Raw genomic sequence first — 18261 nt, 5'->3', positions numbered from 1 at the left:
AACACTTTTATGATCAACAGTTCAAAAAGTGTACTTTCATAATTTCGCGTTAAAACATACTAATAATTAAACCAAACTTTATTTTAACGCTCATTTACAATACAAACGTAGTATATCCTAATGTTTAAAAGAGGGCTAATCTCATGAATGCCTTGTTTCGATCAATGGATAGCTGATATGGACTGACGGTTCGGTAAAAGGCTGGATTTAAATTTCCATATTCTTTATAAGTGTACATTTTACGAAAACAACGGGTATCAATAAAACCTAGCCTCTTTATAGTGGCAATTGGTTTCAGTTTTTTACTTTTAGCATATATCAACGAGACTAAGAATAAAGCTGGGCAAGTAGAACTGGAAAGTCACTTACCTTAGACTTTGTATGAAGACTACAGCAAAATGACATTGCCAAAAACTATACTATACTATTGGTTAACAATTATTGTTTTTTTGAGCCTACCTGTATTTTTATGTGGTCAGAATTTACTGCCACCAGTTTATAATTACAATATTCTTGAGTACCAAGGCGGGAGTAAAAACTGGGATTTGACGGTAAACTCTAAAGGAGAACTCTTTGTTGCAAACAATAAAGGGATGCTTTATTTTGATGGTGAACGGTGGACGCTCAATAAATTACCCAATAGTACGATTATACGCTCCGTTCTATCCGTTGGTGAACGTATATACACAGGATCGTATGAGGAATTTGGTTTTTGGAAAAAGAATGCGGGGGTCTTAGAATATACTTCTTTGACACATTTAATAAAAGGACACTTGTTCACAAGTGAAGAATTTTGGGAGATTCTCTCGGTCGATGATACCATTTTTTTTAGGTCCTTTTCATCAATTTACATTTATAAAAATGATACAATAACGGTTATAGAACCTAGCGAGGTCATTTCGGATTTTATTTGGTATGATGACAGAATGATTGTTGCCAGTAGTACAAGTGGCCTTTTTGAACTACAAGATGATGCTTTGGTTCCTCTAGAAAATCAAGAGAAATTATTAAATAGGACAGTCACTGATATTGCAGTTGTTGATGGAAAATTAATTGTGGGAACCAAATTGAATGGTTGTTATTTTTTTGAAAACGACGAATTGATTTCTTGGGACGAAGATTTGAACGAGGAGCTCAAAAAGCATCAGTTGAACAAAATCCTAAAACTCGATAACGGTAAGATTGCTTTTGGAACCATAAAAAACGGAGTTTATCTATATGACTTTCAGACAAAAGAATCAAGAGTTCTAAACAAAGCTTCTGGTCTTCAAAATAATACATTGCTTTCCATGCTTCAATACGAAGACCAATTATGGCTTGGGCTCGACAATGGTCTCGGAAGGGTAAAATTGAACAGTCCTATTAAATACTACACAGATAACTCAGGAGCATTGGGTACAGTCTATGATGCTAATTTTTTTGAAGATAAACTCTACTTGGGCAGTAATACGGGCGTATTCTATTTTGACGATCATGACTTGAGATTTATCAATGGAACCCAAGGTCATGTTTGGGATCTGGAAACAATAGATGATAATTTATTATGCGGTCATAATACGGGAACATTTAAAATTCAGAAAGGTAATACGGAAAAGATTTCCAACATCTCCGGAGGGTATGAAATTATAAAAATTCCCGAGCAAAGTAGGACCTATATCCAAGGAACATACAATGGATTAGCTACATATAAAAGACAGGAAGATAATTCTTGGGAGATAAGCAAGGTAGAAGGGATAGTTTTCCCAATAAAGCAACTATGTTTTGAATCTCCAACCATAGTATGGGCAGTACACCCGTACAAAGGTTTTTATCGTGTTCACTTGAATGAAGATTACAAGAGTGTTTTGAAGATAGAGCAGTTTGATGGCATTGATATACCTACTAACTACAATATCAAAGTTTACAAGATTAAAAACCAAATTACGCTAAACATTGGTGGCATATGGCATAAATATGATCCTATCTTGGGAGAAATTGTGTTGTTCAATGAGTTCCAAAAATTTAATGGGAACGATATTTTAAATTTTGATAGCAGTCATTTTTGGTTTGTGGCCAATGAAGAGATGAAGGAAATCATGTATACCGATTTAAAGTCGGATAGCTTGGTGATAACCGATTTGAACCTCAGAAAAAGGTTGGTGCCCGACTCTCACAATATTATTAAGATAAATGATTCCATTTCATTTATCGTGTTAAGTGATGGATTTGCCAAGATCAATACAAAAAGTCTCAAAAAACAGCTGGATTCAAATAAGCTTCCTATTCCTGAGTTGAATTCTTTGAAAGGGGAAAGCATCCGTATTCCAATAATGGACCAGTATGCATTTCAATTGTCTTTCAAGAACTCAAGACTATTGGAAGTGGAATTTTCCACGCCAAAACTAATTCAGCCCAGATATTTTTACGAGTTACAAGGGCCTCAAAATTATTCTGGATATGTGGAAGATGGTTCCATAAGTTTTCAAAATTTAGCCTATGGCGAATATGAATTCAAAGTTTCAACAGTGGGTGTGGACAATGCCATATCCTTTCCAAAAACGTTAACGCTTACCATTGATCCACCATGGTATTTGTCAAAATTTAGTTTGGCACTTTATGGGTTGGGGATTATACTTTCCATTTTTTTTATACGCTGGTACAATCATAGAAAGTTAACGCGAAAGCAACGAGAATTAGAAGGGAAAATGCAAAAAGAACAGGAAGAAACGCTTGCTGTTTTGGAAAAGGAAAAATTGGCGAAGGAAATTAAGCTCAAGCAAAATGAATTGGCAAGCACCACCTTGAATATTGCCAAGAAAAATGAGATGCTTTTAGAATTGAAAGACATGTTGTTGGTGGATAAGGATAAGTTTGCAAACTCTCAACGATATCGAACTTTTATAAGAAAACTCAATAACTCCGTCAAGGATACAGAGGATTGGAAAAGATTTGAAATAAGCTTTAAGGAGTTACATAATGACTTTTTTGAACGGTTACTTTCCGCCTATCCAAAACTAACGCCCAAAGACCTCAAATTATGTGCGTATCTTAAAATGAATCTTTCCACAAAAGAGATTGCTCCTTTAATGGCCATTACTGTTAGAGGAGTAGAAATACATCGTTACCGCCTTAGAAAAAAGCTACAGATTGATGGCTCGGAGAATCTTTCCAATTTCTTAATCACTTTCTAATTAATAATATAAAGACTACATTTTCTTAAAATCCATGATTTTTTGAAATACATCAATACTACATCATTTTGTTAATTATTTTATCATTCCAACTGCAGAATACTACAACTTTCCCTGTGAAATAGGCACTTCTCAAACGTTTTCGTTGATGATGTAGTTGTTATGTATACCGAATAAAATAAGGAGCACAGCTATTTTGCTAATTTGGCAATTATCTAACTCAAATTTTAAAGAATTATGAATATGAAAAGCGTATTATTATTAATTTCGTTTTTGATGTTGCCTGTAGCTTTTTTCGCTCAGGATAACATAACGGTATCAGGTACCGTTTTGGATGATACTGGACAGCCTTTGCCCGGTGCCAATATTATCGTTAAGGGTACAACAAACGGAGTACAAACGGATTTCGATGGAAATTACGTTCTGGATGATATTCCAAGCGATGGAATATTAATGTTCAGTTATGTAGGTTTCAGAACACAGGAAATTTCAGTTAATGGGCAATTTACCATCAATGTAAATCTTCAAGAAGATTCCCAGTTGCTGGATGAAGTGGTTGTAATTGGTTATGGTGAACAAAAGCGTTCGGACATTACGGGGGCGGTGGTTTCCATAAAATCAGAGGAAATCGTCAAAATTCCGGCATTGACCGCGACACAATCCATTCAAGGAAAAGTAGCTGGGGTAAATATTATCGCTAACGATGCGCCAGGCGCTACACCAACGGTACTTGTGAGAGGTTTGGGAACTGCCTTGGGAGGAAGAGACCCTTTCTTTGTTGTTGACGGTCAGCCCTTACAGGATATAAGAACTATTAATCCTGCTGATATTGAATCTATAGAATTTTTGAAAGGTGCTTCCTATGCTAATATTTATGGAATAAGGGCCGCAAACGGTGTGATTCTAGTTACGACCAAAAAGGGTAGGGAAGGAAAAATAAATTTCAATTTCGATACCTTCTTTGGCCTACGATCTATATTAAACCGAGTTGAAATGGCAAACGGGGCTCAATATACGCAGTTTTTCAATGAAGAAAATGCAGCGATTGACGGACCACAATTACAACTAAATCAGCGTTATGATACAGATTGGTATGATGAACTACTACAGACAGGGGTCATACAGAGCCATAACTTTTCTGTGTCTGGCGGGTCAAAGACTGTAGATTATTTTCTAAGTTATAATTTTTATGATGAGGAAGGAATTCTGGCAGATAATAAGTTTACTAGAGGAAATATACGAAGTAACAATACATTTAAATTGTTTGACAACAAGTTCAGAATTATTCAAAACTTGAACTTGACCTATACCAACGAGACACCAAAACCTTTTGGAGCTTTCAATAATGCATATAGACAATCTCCGCTGGTGCCAGTACGCTATGATAATGGGCGTTTTGGGCAATCCTTTTACAATCAAACTACTGGAATTGTTGGTTTTGAGGCTAACGAAGGAGAGTCAGTTGGTCGTTTGAATACAGCTGGGAATCCGGTCTCCCAAGTGTTTTTTGATGATGAAAACAGAAGTACTACCACGATACAAGGTCAAATTACCGCAGAGTTGGATATCACGGACTATTTAAAGTCTACCACAAGATTTGGTGCTACACAGGGGTATGTGAAAAGAAATATATTTGAACCTAGACGGCAAACATGGTTGAACGCTGATCCTACCCGTACAGAAGAAATGTTCGAAGAAGGAAGAGCGGATTTAGATGGTGATGGCGTTATATCACCAGAATTTGCCAACAATAGATTCAATGTTAGGGATGAGGAATTTTTTCGATGGAACGTAGAAAGTTTCTTGACCTTTGACAAGTCATTTGGAAAACATAATCTATCCGCAACAGTAGGATTGAGCCGTGAAAATTTTGGAGGACGGGAAATTGTGGAAGCACAAGCGTTTGATGTTTTTGAGGAGCCTAGATTGCGAAGCTTGGGAAGAAGAACCTCTGCTTTTTTCGATAATACAGTTGAACAAGAGTTTAATCAATCTACCAATTTACAGTCTTATTTTGCAAGGGCGGAATATGACTTTGCCGAAAAGTATTTTATTAGAGGAGTCATAAGGCGGGATGGTACTAGTAATTTTGTTGATGGCGAAAACTTTTTTGATAATTTCCCAGCCTTTAGTGTAGGATGGACCTTGACCGAGGAAGATTTCCTAAAGGAAAATAAGTTAGTAGACTTTTTAAAAGTTTTTGGTGGTTGGGGCCAAGTAGGGAATGCCAACGTACCACGTAATGAACAAGTAGTAAATACAGACCCCGATTCTGGAAATCAGAATTACGTCTTTGGGCCTAATCAAGATTTGATATTTGGTGCATCTTTCGGAAGCCCAGTGGCTAGATTACAGTGGGAAGTTACTGAGGAATGGGAAGGAGGTTTAGATTTTGCAATGTTCGACCGTAAACTTTCAGGGACCTTTACGTATTATTATAGAAATAATACGAATACCATTATTCAAGCCCAAAATTTATTGAATTCAGCGCCAGAAGGGAACTTTAATGTACAGGCTGCTAGGGTAACCAATACAGGTGTCGAAGGTTTATTGAATTGGAGAGATCGTATAGGGGAAAACTTTAGCTATAACGTTGGAGTCAACTTTTCAACAAATAGAAACCGGGTTGAGGACTTAGATCCAGCTTTAGGTGGTCAAACTGGAGGAAGTCTCAGCAATGGGCAGATTACCAAGAGATTGGAAGAAGGTCAGCCCATATTTGCTTGGTGGTTATTTGAAGCTGACGGCGTCTGGCAGAATCAGGAAGAAATAGATAATAACCCATCTGTAGGTAATGCTAGACCCGGACATTTAAGGTATAAAGACCAAAATGAAGATGGGGTTATCGATGATAGGGACAAACGCTACTTTGATAATTACATCCCTACTTATAACTATGGAATTACTATAGGAGCTCAGTATAAGAATCTGGACTTCAGTTTGGATGGCTTTGGGGTAGGAGGTAATAAGGTGTACAATGGACTGGCCAATACAAGACTACAAAGTGTAAACATCTCAGAAGAAATCTTTAACAATCGTTGGACCGGCGAAGGTTCTACTAACTCTGCCCCAGGAGCGGATAGAGATGCTCTGGCATCTTCTTTCTGGTTAGAGGATGGTGACTTCTTTAGGATAAACAACATCACCTTGGGCTATACTTTTAACCAGCTTGATGGTTTTTTGAGTCGGGCAAGGCTCTATGTTACCGCCCAAAACCCCTTTATGTTTACCAGCTATTCGGGCTTTACCCCAGAATTACTTGGTAATGGAGTGCCTAATCAAACTGCTGGGATTGAACTGGCGGCATATCCAACTACAAGGACATTTATTCTTGGTCTAAACATTCAGATTTAATAAAAAACAGATGAAAAATATAATTATCAAGATTACGGAAATGAGGACTTTTTTATGGTCTATTATAATTTTATCGGTACTATTTGGTTGCGATGATTTTGTAGAAGAGGTGGAGGTAGTAAACCCTACGGCCGAAGAAAGTGGAGAGACTTTTGAACCCGTTCAATTTGTAACCGGGGTCTACGGCAGGCACACTGATTTTTCTTATGCCTTCTCCTTTTTGGGTCTTACCGAGATTATTTCGGATAACGCAGATAAAGGGAGCGCACCAACGGATACGGGAGCTGATAAAGATCAGTTGGATGGATTGACACATACTACTTCAAGTGTATCCATACGGGCTATGTGGACTACATGGTACAAAACCATTGGAAGGGCTGCACTGGCCATAGAGTTTGCCGAAGAGTTTGAAGATCCTATTGACGAAGGTTTACGGGCAAGGCTGATTGCCGAATGTAAATTCTTGCGGGCTCTAAATTATTTTTGGTTGGTTCGCAGTTTTGGTGATGTTCCGTTACAGCATATAGATTTAATTGATAGAGTGCCCGTCTCCGAGGTTTACGCATATATTGAGCAAGACCTTAATGAGGCGATGGCAGACCTTCCCCTTAAGAGTGAATACGCTCCTCAAGATTTAGGAAGGGCTACGCGTGGAGCTGCTCAAACGCTTTTATCAAAAGTGTATCTATATCAGGAAAAATGGCAGGGGGCAGCCGATATGGCCAATACCGTTATCAATTCGGGGGAGTATGATTTAGAACCGGACTATGCTACCGTATGGAGGGCGACAACAGAAAACGGTATTGAATCCATTTTCGAACTTCAAGGTCGTGGAGAGATCATTGCACATGGTATTCAGCAGTATTCTTCAACCCAGGGCGCTAGAGGACCTGATGGATTTGGATGGGGTTTTAATACGCCATCGGAAGACCTTTTAAATGCCTTTAACGATGAAGGAGACGATATACGTAGGGATGCCACCATTATTTTTGCTGGTGAAACCCTGTTCGATGGTAGGGTTATTAATCCTGGGGTAGAAAATCCAAGATATAATGAAAAAGCATACTCCAGTGCCAATGCAGGTCAGGCTGATGGGGATAAGAATATCCGTATCCTTCGCTTTGCAGAAATTTTATTGATTCGTGCGGAGGCATTGAACGAGTTGGGGCAATCCTCTGATGCATTAGGACCATTGAATCAGGTAAGAAACAGGGTAAGTTTGCCCAATGTGAACACCACAGATCAATCTACTTTGCGCTTGGCCATTTGGAAAGAACGTAGGTTGGAACTGGCCATGGAGCACGATCGTTGGTACGATCTTTTGCGTCAAGGAAGAGCTGCAGAAGTAATGACCGCACATGGAAAACCCTTTGAAGTAGGAAAACATGAGCTTTATCCCATACCAAACGATCAATTGATACAAACCCCAGAAATGACGCAAAACCCGGGTTGGTAGTATGGGGAACAAATTAGTAGTTAAGTTAGTTTTAGTTTTTTCGGCTGTTGCATCTTTAGTAGCGGGGTGCAATGGCCCGAAAACTAAAAAAAATACCGCTGAAAATACTCCCAAAACCATTTCTTATACCGATAAGGAGTTGATGGACAAAGTACAAAGACAAACCTTTGACTATTTCTGGGAAGGTGCCGAACCTATATCGGGACTTGCCCGTGAAAGAATACATTTGGACAATGTATACCCCGAACATGATAAGGATATTGTGACCATAGGTGGATCGGGATTTGGATTGATGGCAATTTTGGTAGGTGTTGAAAGAGGTTTCATTACACGCGAACAAGCTTTGGAACGTTATGAAAAAGCCATTGATTTTCTCACAAAGGCCGACCGTTTTCACGGAGCTTGGCCACACTGGTTAATACCAACAGGAAAAACAGCATCCTTTAGCAAACATGACGATGGTGGAGATTTAGTAGAAACTGCATTTCTGATTCAGGGATTGTTGACGGTCAAAGAATATTTCAAAGATGGGAACGAAAGGGAAAAACAACTTGTGGAAACGATTCAAAAACTCTGGGAGGAAGTAGAATGGGATTGGTATACCAAAGGTGGCGAGAATGCCCTCTATTGGCATTGGTCCCCAAACCATAAGTGGAAAATGAATTTTAAGGTGATGGGTTATAACGAAGCACTTATCATGTACGTTTTGGCAGCATCGTCCCCCACGCATCCCGTTAGCAAAGAAGTATATACGGAAGGTTGGGCAAGAAACGGGGATATTTCAAATGGTACTACGTATTATGACCTTGATACAGAACTGGACCATTACCCAGGAGGGAATTCTCCCGTGGGACCACTTTTTTGGGCACATTATTCTCATTTGGGATTGAATCCAAAAGGATTAAAAGATCAATTTGGAGATTATTGGAAACTGAACCAGAATCATGCACTTATCCACTACAGGCATAGTGTTGAGAATCCGAATGATTTTAAAGGTTATGGTGAAAAATGTTGGGGACTTACCTCTAGCTACTCCATAAACGGCTATACGGCACACAGACCGGACAAAGATATTGGCGTGATTTCACCCACGGCAGCGCTTTCATCTATGCCTTATACCCCTAAAGAAAGTTTACGCTTTTTACGGTTTATGTACGAAGAACAGGACTCCCTTATTGGAAAATATGGTCCGTATGATGCATTCAGTTTAGAAGAAGATTGGTATGTGCCACGCTATTTGGCCATAGATCAAGGTCCGATTCCCGTTATGATCGAAAATCATAGGACTGGACTTCTTTGGAAGCTGTTTATGCAAAACCAAGATGTGCGGAAAGGTTTAGAAAAGCTTGGGTTTACATCATCAAACTAAATCAATACAACAAATAAAGAATTTGTTCAGACTGGAAGCAAAACAAAGTATACTCAGAAATGGTAAAAAAGCTATATATACTGTGCGCTCTTTTCATACTTTGTGGATGTTCCAGTAATGAAACTGATGAGGTAAGTACAATTGACCCTCCCACCGAGCCTGTTGATCCCGTAACCGAGCCAGAACCAGAACCTATCCCAGATAAAGAACTTATGGATTTGGTGCAAGAACTAACTTTCAAATACTTCTGGGATTTTGCAGATGCTGATTCTGGTGCAGCAAGGGAACGTTATCATCCCTCAGAACCTGCTTTGGGTGAAGGCACAGTTGCTATCGGCGGAACAGGGTTTGGATTGATGTCCATTCTGGTGGGAATGGAACGAAATTTTATCAGCAGGGAAGAAGGACTTCAACGTTTAGACCAAATAGTAGCTTTTTTGGAAACTTCGGATAGGTTTCATGGTGCATGGCCACATTGGTTAAGTGGAAGTACCGGAAAAGTCATTCCCTTTAGTCCGTTGGATGATGGGGGAGACTTGGTGGAAACAGCATTTTTGGCCCAGGGGTTGATTTGCATAAAAGAGTATTTCAAAAACGGAAACGAAGAGGAGGTATTATTGGCACAAAAAGCAGATGCACTTTGGAAAGGAGTGGAATGGAACTGGTATACCCAAGGCCAAAACACGTTGTATTGGCATTGGAGTCCCCAAAACGAATTTACCATCAATTTACAACTAAAGGGATATAATGAAACCTTGATTACTTTTATCCTTGCCGCTGCATCTCCAGATTATAGCATTGCAAAGCAAGTCTATGACAATGGGTGGGCATCGAATGGAGGTATGGTCTCATCCAATGTTCAATATGACATACCAATTTTAGTAAACCATCCTGGCTCCCCACAATTTGGAGGTCCCCTTTTCTGGGCGCATTATTCCTACTTAGGATTGAACCCGAATGGCCTCTCCGATGCATATGCCGATTATGGAGCCGTAAACGTAAACCACTCCAGGATTAATTATCAATACTGTGTTGAGAACCCTTTGGGATATCGTGATTATGGACCAGATGCTTGGGGACTTACTGCCAGCTATACCAGGAATAATGATGGAAGTATTGGATATACCGCACATAGTCCTGCTAATGATCAAGGGGTAATTTCTCCTACCGCGGCCATAAGTTCTATCCCTTACACACCTGAAGAATCCCTCAGGGCCATGCAAACATTCTATAGGTTGAAAGATATGCTTTTGGGACCGGCGGGATTTTACGATGCTTATAGTCCGCAACACAATTATTGGGTTGCCGAAGCGTATTTGGCCATTGATCAAGGACCTCAGATAATCATGATTGAAAACTATAGAACAGGTCTTTTATGGAATCTGTTTATGCAAAACGAAGACGTTCAAAAGGGTTTGGATAAACTTGGTTTTACATATTGATTAACGCTTTAAAATGGTAAGGTTTTTGATGAAAAAATGTAAGATATGAAACACACATCCCAGAAATTGAAACAAACTACATCGACAATATTCTTACTCTTAATATCTATTGGGTTTTTTGGACAGGAAACAACTAAAACCTATTGTAATCCTATAAATCTGGATTACACCTACATGATCTACAATGCCCATAAAGATTTGTCCTATCGCTCTGGGGCCGATCCTGCAGTGGTGCGCTTTAAGGATGAATATTACATGTTTGTTACACGATCCATGGGATATTGGCATTCAGAAGATATGGATGAATGGGAGTTTATCCGACCCAAACAATGGTATTTTCAAGGTTCCAACGCACCTGCGGCCCATAACTATAAAGATTCGGTGCTATATATGGCAGGAAACCCATCAGGTTCCATGAGTGTTTTATACTCGGAAAACCCTAAAAGTGGCGAATGGAGCGCTACGCCTTCTATTTTACATCGTTTACAAGATCCGGCGCTTTTTATCGATGACGATGACCAAGGCTATATCTACTGGGGGTCGTCTAACAAGTTTCCCATCAGGGCAGAAAAGTTGGATAAGAACAAAAAATTTCGCCCTTCCAATGAAATTCATGAGCTCTTTAATTTAGAGCCAGAAAAACACGGTTGGGAACGTTTTGGGGAAAACCACCGTGATACCATTTTGAGCGGATATATCGAAGGTCCGTGGATGAACAAATTCAACAACAAGTATTATTTGCAATACGGTGCTCCAGGTACCGAGTTCGATGTTTATGGAGATGGTGTTTATATTGGCGATTCTCCCTTAGGTCCTTTTGAATATGCCCCGAATAACCCTTTTTCCTATAAACCAGGAGGCTTTATCAACGGTGCGGGACATGGTAGTACGGTAAATGGGCCCGATGACCAGTTGTGGCATTTTTCATCGATGGCGGTGAACGTGAATGTGGGTTGGGAAAGACGTGTAGGGATGTTTCCCACCTATCTTGATGCTGATGGACTCCTGTATTCCAATACCCGTTTTGGCGATTATCCGCACTATGCTCCATCAACAAAGGATAAAAAGGGCAAGTTTACAGGATGGATGGTGCTTTCGTATAAAAAACCTGTAAAAGCATCTTCCCAATCCGAAGAATATCCAGCCAGTCATCTAGTGGATGAAAACGTAAAAACGTTTTGGTTGGCAGAAAACACAAACGACACCCAATGGGTTGAAATCGATTTGGAAAAACCGATGGAAGTCCGTGCGGTGCAAATAAATTACAATGACTACAAATCGGACATGTATGGTAAAATTCCAGGCTTGTACCATCAGTATACCGTTGAAGCTTCAAGCAATGGAAAAGATTGGAAAACCATTGTGGACCAAAGCCGAAATAAAAGAGACGTTCCCAACGATTATGTAGCCCTCAATAACCCAGAAAAAGCAAGATACATACGCTATCAAAATATCCATGTGCCTACACCTCATCTATCCATTTCGGACATCCGTGTTTTTGGAAATGGATTTGGCAAAGCTCCCAAATCGGTAAAACAGCTAGTCGTTGAACGTCATGATAAAAGAAGAGGCGCGCTGGTTACTTGGGATGCGGTCAAGGGAGCTCAAGGTTACAATGTTTTATGGGGTATTGCTCCCGATAAATTATACAGTTCTTGGTTGGTCTACGATAAAACAGATCTGGAAATAAAATCATTGAACACGGACCAAAAATATTACTTCTCGGTAGAAGCCTTCAACGAAAATGGCGTTTCCGAACAATCAAAAATCGAAATAATAGAATAATAATCGAATACATATGAAAAATCAAAAGCCTACTTATATTTTATGCATCTCTATCTTCCTTTTTGGTATCATGTCCATACAGGCGCAGGAACGTACCCCTCAGATTGAAGCACTTTTGGAGAAAATGACCCTGGAAGAGAAAATAGGACAATTGAATTTATTGACCCCAGGCGGGGGTGTTGCTACCGGTTCCGTGGTGAGCAAGAATGTAGAGAAAAAAATAAAAGCGGGGCAGGTAGGTGGCCTATTCGGGGTTTCAGGTCCAGAACGCGTACGGACAGCCCAAGAACTTGCTGTTAACAATACCCGTTTAAAAATACCATTGCTTTTTGGTTCCGATGTTATCCATGGCTACAAAACCACCTTTCCAATTCCGTTGGGACTTTCAAGCAGTTGGGATATGGATGTAATAGCAAAAGTGGCACGTATATCTGCTACCGAAGCTACCGCAGATGGGATTAACTGGAACTTTTCACCTATGGTCGATATTGCTAGAGATCCCCGTTGGGGCCGTATAGCCGAAGGAGCGGGAGAAGACCCGTTTCTAGGTGCTGCCATTGCTAAAACTATGGTGGAAGGATACCAAGGCGAAGATATTATGGCTCCTAATACCATGTTGGCCTGTGTAAAACATTTTGCCCTTTACGGTGCTTCAGAAGCGGGACGCGACTACCATACCGTGGATATGAGCCGGACCAGAATGTTCAACCAATACCTTCCTCCATATAAAGCTGCTATAGACGCAGGCGTAGGAACGGTGATGAGTTCTTTTAACGATGTGGATGGCGTCCCCGCTACAGGAAACAAATGGTTGCTCACCGATTTGCTTCGTGACCGTTGGGGTTTTGATGGAATGGTCGTTTCCGATTATACCTCCTTAAATGAAATGATTGCCCATGGTCTTGGTGATTTGCAAGCAGTATCGGCTTTGGCATTAAAGGCGGGACTGGATATGGATATGGTGGGAGAAGGTTTTTTGACCACATTGAAAAAATCCTATGAAGAAGGAAAAGTGACCGAACAGGAAATCACAAATGCTTGCAGACGTGTTTTGGAAGCTAAATACAAACTGGGATTGTTCGATGATCCCTATCGTTACCTTGATAAAAAAAGACCGAAGAAGGATATTTTGACCCCTGAAAACAGGAAATCGGCAAGGGAAATTGCTGCACGTTCCTTTGTGCTCTTTAAAAACCATAATGAGGTGCTGCCATTAAAAAAGGACGCAAAAATTGCATTGGTGGGCCCATTAGCGGATAGTCGAAACAATATGTTGGGTACGTGGGCACCTACGGGGGACACAAGATTGGCGGTAACCATTTTAGAGGGTTTTAAAAATGTTGTGCCCAATGCTACTATAACATACGCCAAAGGAGCCAACATTTCGGATGACCCTGAATTAGCAAAAAAGGTGAATGTCTTTGGCCCCAGAATTGTAATTGATAAAAAATCTCCTGATAAATTATTGCAAGAAGCGATGCAAGCTACTGCCAATGCGGATGTTGTCGTTGCTGTTGTTGGTGAAGCAACAGAAATGAGTGGTGAAGCAGCAAGTAGAACGGATATTTCCATTCCTGAAAGTCAGAAAAAATTGATCAGGGAATTGGTTGCTACTGGGAAACCGGTCGTATTGGTCTTGATGAGCGGAAGACCATTGACCATTCCAGAAGAGTTCAATATGCCCGTTTCCATTTTACAGGTATGGCATCCGGGTGTGGAAGCTGGGAATGCTGTTGCTGATGTGGTTTTTGGAAATTACAATCCTTCAGGAAAACTAACCGCAACCTGGCCCAGAAATGTGGGGCAAATACCTATTTATCACAGTGTAAAAAATACAGGGAGACCCCCGCTAAAAGATGAATTTCAAAAGTTCAAATCGAACTATTTGGACGTGGAGAATACCCCATTACTTCCGTTTGGTTATGGACTTAGCTATACCTCATTCAAGTACTCGGATTTGGTTTTGGATAAAACTAAAATTAGTCAGGGAGAATCCGTACAAGCGACCGTTACATTGACCAATACCGGTGATTACGACGGTGAGGAAGTGGTGCAGCTATATCTTAGGGACGTAGTACGTAGCATCACACCGCCAATGAGGGAATTAAAAGGATTCAATAAAGTTTTTCTGAAGAAAGGTGAAAATAAAAAGGTAACGATAGCCTTGTCCCCTGATGATTTAAAGTTCTATAACAGCGACTTGGAATTTATTTCGGAACCTGGAGATTTTGAAGTTTTTGTGGGAACGGATTCCAATGCATCGCTCAAAACATCTTTCACGTTAAAATAGGATATTCATGAAATTTAGAATTATAACCACTTTCATAGTATTGTTCAGTTTTATATCCGCGACGGCACAAACACGTTATGTAGATGCTATTTTTTCTAAAATAGAGACGACCACCCATACCTATTCAGACACATTACAACTAGATGTTTACGCTCCAAAAAAGGATGATATCGAAAATAGGCCTTTGATTTTACTGGTACACGGAGGAGGTTTTAGTAGTGGGAAACGTGACAATCCTCTGGAAAAAGAGTTCTGTATCACGATGGCGAAGAAAGGTTATGTAGTTGCTTCGATGAGCTATCGACTTTTGAGAAAGAACAAAGGTTTTGGATGTGGTGTTCCCGCCGAGGAGAAAATAGACACTTTTTTGGCAGCTACGGAGGATATTTTAACCGCTACTAATTTTCTATTGAAAAAAGCTGTGGATTTAGGTGTGGATTCCAACAACATTATTTTGGCTGGGAGCAGTGCGGGAGCCGAAGCGGTGTTGAATACGGTTTTTATGAAAAATCAATATCAGTTTAAAAAATTGCCATATGGAGAAATAAGTTTTTCTGGGGTTATTTCCTTTTCGGGAGCGGTTGTGGATGCAGCATATATCACAAAGGAAGCGACGATTCCGGCTCTATTTTTCCATGGTGTAAAGGATAAGCTTGTTCCTTATGCTACGGCACCGCATCATTATTGCGATACTGGAAAACCGGGCTACTTGATACTGGACGGCCCAGAAAGTATGGCAGAAAAACTAAAGGATTTAAATACTTCATACCTATTGGCGGTTGACCCTATCGGTAACCATGATTGGGCGAATTTGGCCTATGCTTATGCTGATATGATAGCTGAATTTGTTGAAAAAACAATTATTAGAGGAGAAATGCTTCAATCAAAAATAGAAATTGGAAGAAACCAATGAGAAAGTGCGACAGATTAGTAGTGTTGATGATATGCTCATTAGTTTTGGGAGCATGCAAAGACAAAACAATTGAGGAGGAAGCGGTAACGGAACTCCCAAATATTCTGTTTATCATGGCAGACGACCATGCCATTCAGGCCATAAGTGCATACGGTCACGAGTTGAGTCAGTTGGCACCTACCCCAAACATTGACAGAATTGCTAAAAACGGAGCTATTTTTAGAAACAATTTTTGCACCAATTCCATTTGTGGCCCCAGCAGAGCCGTAATATTGACCGGAAAGCACAATCATATGAACGGTTTTAGACAAAATGGTGAACGTTTTGACGGAAGTCAACCAACCTTGCCCAAGATGTTGAAAAAAGGCGGATATGAAACTGCAATTACAGGGAAATGGCACTTACACGGTAGTCCCGAAGGGTTTGACTATGCCAAAATATTAGTGGACCAAGGGAATTATTACAATCCCGATTTTATAGAAAATGGTGATACCACCCGAATAGAAGGTTATGTAACGGACATTATAACAGATGATGCCATAAACTGGCTGCAGCATAAACGAACGGACAGCTTACCATTCTTTTTGATGGTTCACCATAAAGCCCCTCATAGAAATTGGATGCCTGCTTTACGACATACCAATAAATATGATTCTGTACAGTTTCCGTTGCCAGATACCTATTTCCCTGAGTTCACTGATCAACAAGCTGCTAAGGAACAACAACAGACCGTTTATGAGGACATGTACGAAGGTCATGACCTAAAAATGACATTGCAATATGGCAGTACCGAATTGGCGCATAACCCATGGACGACCGATTTTGAGCGTATGTCACAAGAACAGCGTAAGCAATGGGATGAGGCCTATCTGCCAAAAAACAATGCCTTCCATAAGGCTGATTTAAAAGGGAAGGAGTTGGCCGAATGGAAGGGGCAACGCTATCTCCAGGATTATTTGGCGACTATCGCAGCTGTGGATGAGGGTATAGGCAGGATTTTGGATTATTTGGAAGACAACGGACTTGATAAAAATACGTTGGTGGTCTACACGTCGGACCAAGGATTTTATCTGGGTGAAAAGGGATGGTTCGATAAGCGTTTTATGTACGAAGAATCCATGGGAATGCCATTGGTTATGCAATTACCTAGCAGAATCAAACCGGGTACCGAAGTTGAGGCGCTTACCCAAAACCTGGATTTTGCCCAGACCTTTTTGGATTTTGCCAATGCATCTGAATTTGCCGGCGAAATGCAAGGGGAATCCTTCAAAGGATTATTGGAAGGCACTATGAAAGAAGGAGATTTTAGGGATGTGGTCTACTATCACTATTACGATTATCCTGCTTTTCATATGGTAAAAAAACAGTATGGTATCCGTACCAAGCGTTACAAACTCATACACTTTTATGATGATATCGATTCTTGGGAGTTTTATGATTTGGAAAAAGACCCACAAGAATTGACCAACTTAATCGATGAAGATTCCTATTCAGGGGTAATTGATGCTATGCATAAAAAGCTGGACAGCGTTCAAAAATATTACAAGGTTACGGAGAAAGAATTCGAAAAGGCTCCCAAAGAAAAAGTGGACAGGGCCTATGAAGCATTTGAAAGATTACGCGGCAAAACAAAATGATGAAAATAACAATCTTTTTTAACCTGCTATTAATTTCGCAAATTGTCCTTGGTCAACAGCTAGATGTGCTTACGTACAACATCCGATATGATAATCCAAAGGATAGCATAAACGGTTGGGACCAGAGAAAGGATTTTCTTATCTCACAGCTTAACTTTTATGCGCCTGATGTCTTTGGAACCCAAGAAGGGCTCATCCATCAGCTAAAGGATATTGAGAACGGACTGGATGATTATGCTTTTACAGGAGTAGGACGTGACCAAGGTGACGACAAAGGAGAGTTTTGTGCAATTTTCTATAATAAAGATAGACTGGAGCTTTTAGAAAACAACACTTTTTGGCTTTCTACAACTCCTGAAAAGCCATCGAAAGGTTGGGATGCTGCAATCAAGCGTATTTGTACCTATGGGAAATTTAAAAGTAAGGAAAACGGAAAGGAGTTTTTCGTATTCAATACACATTTTGACCATGTTGGAACCAAGGCGCGAGAAGAAAGTGCTGCATTAATTCTGAAGCAAATAAAAGCGCGGAATACAGAACAACTCCCAGCTATCTTGATGGGAGACTTTAATTTGGAAACTGCCAGTGTAGGCGTACAGCTTATTTTGGAAGAATTGCAGGACGCCCATATAGCTGCTGGAAAAAATGTCCATGGACCTGAAGGCACATTTAACGGATTTTATTTTACACAACCCGTTACGCACAGAATAGATTTCATTTTTACAGACACCCATAATTTTGAGGTAATAAAAAGTGCTATTCTAAGCGATTCAAAGGATTGCAAGTATCCTTCAGACCATTTGCCTGTTTATACGAGATTGTATGTAAGATAGCCTTTTAGGTTG

General features: G+C 40.1%; 10 protein-coding genes. All 10 read left to right on the top strand.

What is annotated here, in order from left to right; translation table 11 throughout:
- The first annotated feature begins 449 nt into the window (after positions 1–449).
- The gene (locus tag LV716_RS05475; protein WP_233759236.1) at positions 450–3170 is read left to right on the top strand and encodes a Two component regulator three Y domain-containing protein; all 2721 of its coding nucleotides are present in this window, start codon (positions 450–452) and stop codon (positions 3168–3170) included.
- Between the two features lie 243 nt (positions 3171–3413).
- Positions 3414–6524: a TonB-dependent receptor gene (locus tag LV716_RS05470; protein ID WP_233759235.1), complete on the top strand. Its 3111-nt coding sequence runs from the start codon at positions 3414–3416 to the stop codon at positions 6522–6524.
- Positions 6525–6534: 10 nt separating this feature from the next.
- A complete protein-coding gene (locus LV716_RS05465) occupies positions 6535–7980 on the top strand; it encodes a RagB/SusD family nutrient uptake outer membrane protein (RefSeq protein ID WP_205600104.1) in 1446 nt (481 codons plus the stop codon).
- 1 nt (position 7981) lies between these two features.
- Complete coding sequence (locus LV716_RS05460) at positions 7982–9349, top strand: glucoamylase family protein (RefSeq protein WP_163416748.1); 1368 nt, start codon at positions 7982–7984, stop codon at positions 9347–9349.
- 59 nt (positions 9350–9408) lie between these two features.
- Positions 9409–10791 carry a glucoamylase family protein gene (locus LV716_RS05455; protein WP_163416747.1) on the top strand — a complete coding sequence of 461 codons (1383 nt, stop codon included), beginning with the start codon at positions 9409–9411 and terminating at the stop codon, positions 10789–10791.
- Between the two features lie 45 nt (positions 10792–10836).
- Positions 10837–12576: a family 43 glycosylhydrolase gene (locus tag LV716_RS05450; RefSeq protein WP_163416746.1), complete on the top strand. Its 1740-nt coding sequence runs from the start codon at positions 10837–10839 to the stop codon at positions 12574–12576.
- A 13-nt stretch (positions 12577–12589) separates the two neighbouring features.
- Positions 12590–14866, top strand: a complete 2277-nt coding sequence (gene bglX / locus LV716_RS05445; RefSeq protein WP_163416745.1) for a beta-glucosidase BglX — start codon at positions 12590–12592, stop codon at positions 14864–14866.
- Between the two features lie 7 nt (positions 14867–14873).
- Complete coding sequence (locus LV716_RS05440; protein ID WP_163416744.1) at positions 14874–15779, top strand: alpha/beta hydrolase; 906 nt, start codon at positions 14874–14876, stop codon at positions 15777–15779.
- A complete protein-coding gene (locus LV716_RS05435) occupies positions 15776–17416 on the top strand; it encodes a sulfatase (RefSeq protein WP_163416743.1) in 1641 nt (546 codons plus the stop codon). Before LV716_RS05440 ends, LV716_RS05435 begins: the two co-directional genes overlap by 4 nt.
- Complete coding sequence (locus tag LV716_RS05430) at positions 17413–18249, top strand: endonuclease/exonuclease/phosphatase family protein (protein WP_317167627.1); 837 nt, start codon at positions 17413–17415, stop codon at positions 18247–18249. The genes LV716_RS05435 and LV716_RS05430 overlap by 4 nt, the downstream gene beginning before the upstream one ends.
- The last annotated feature ends 12 nt before the right edge of the window (positions 18250–18261 follow it).

The sequence above is a fragment of the Flagellimonas sp. HMM57 genome (assembly GCF_021390175.1).
Taxonomy (GTDB): Bacteria; Bacteroidota; Bacteroidia; order Flavobacteriales; family Flavobacteriaceae; genus Flagellimonas.
Note: the sequence above shows the minus strand (reverse complement) of the source record. Positions and strands in the feature narration are given on the sequence as shown.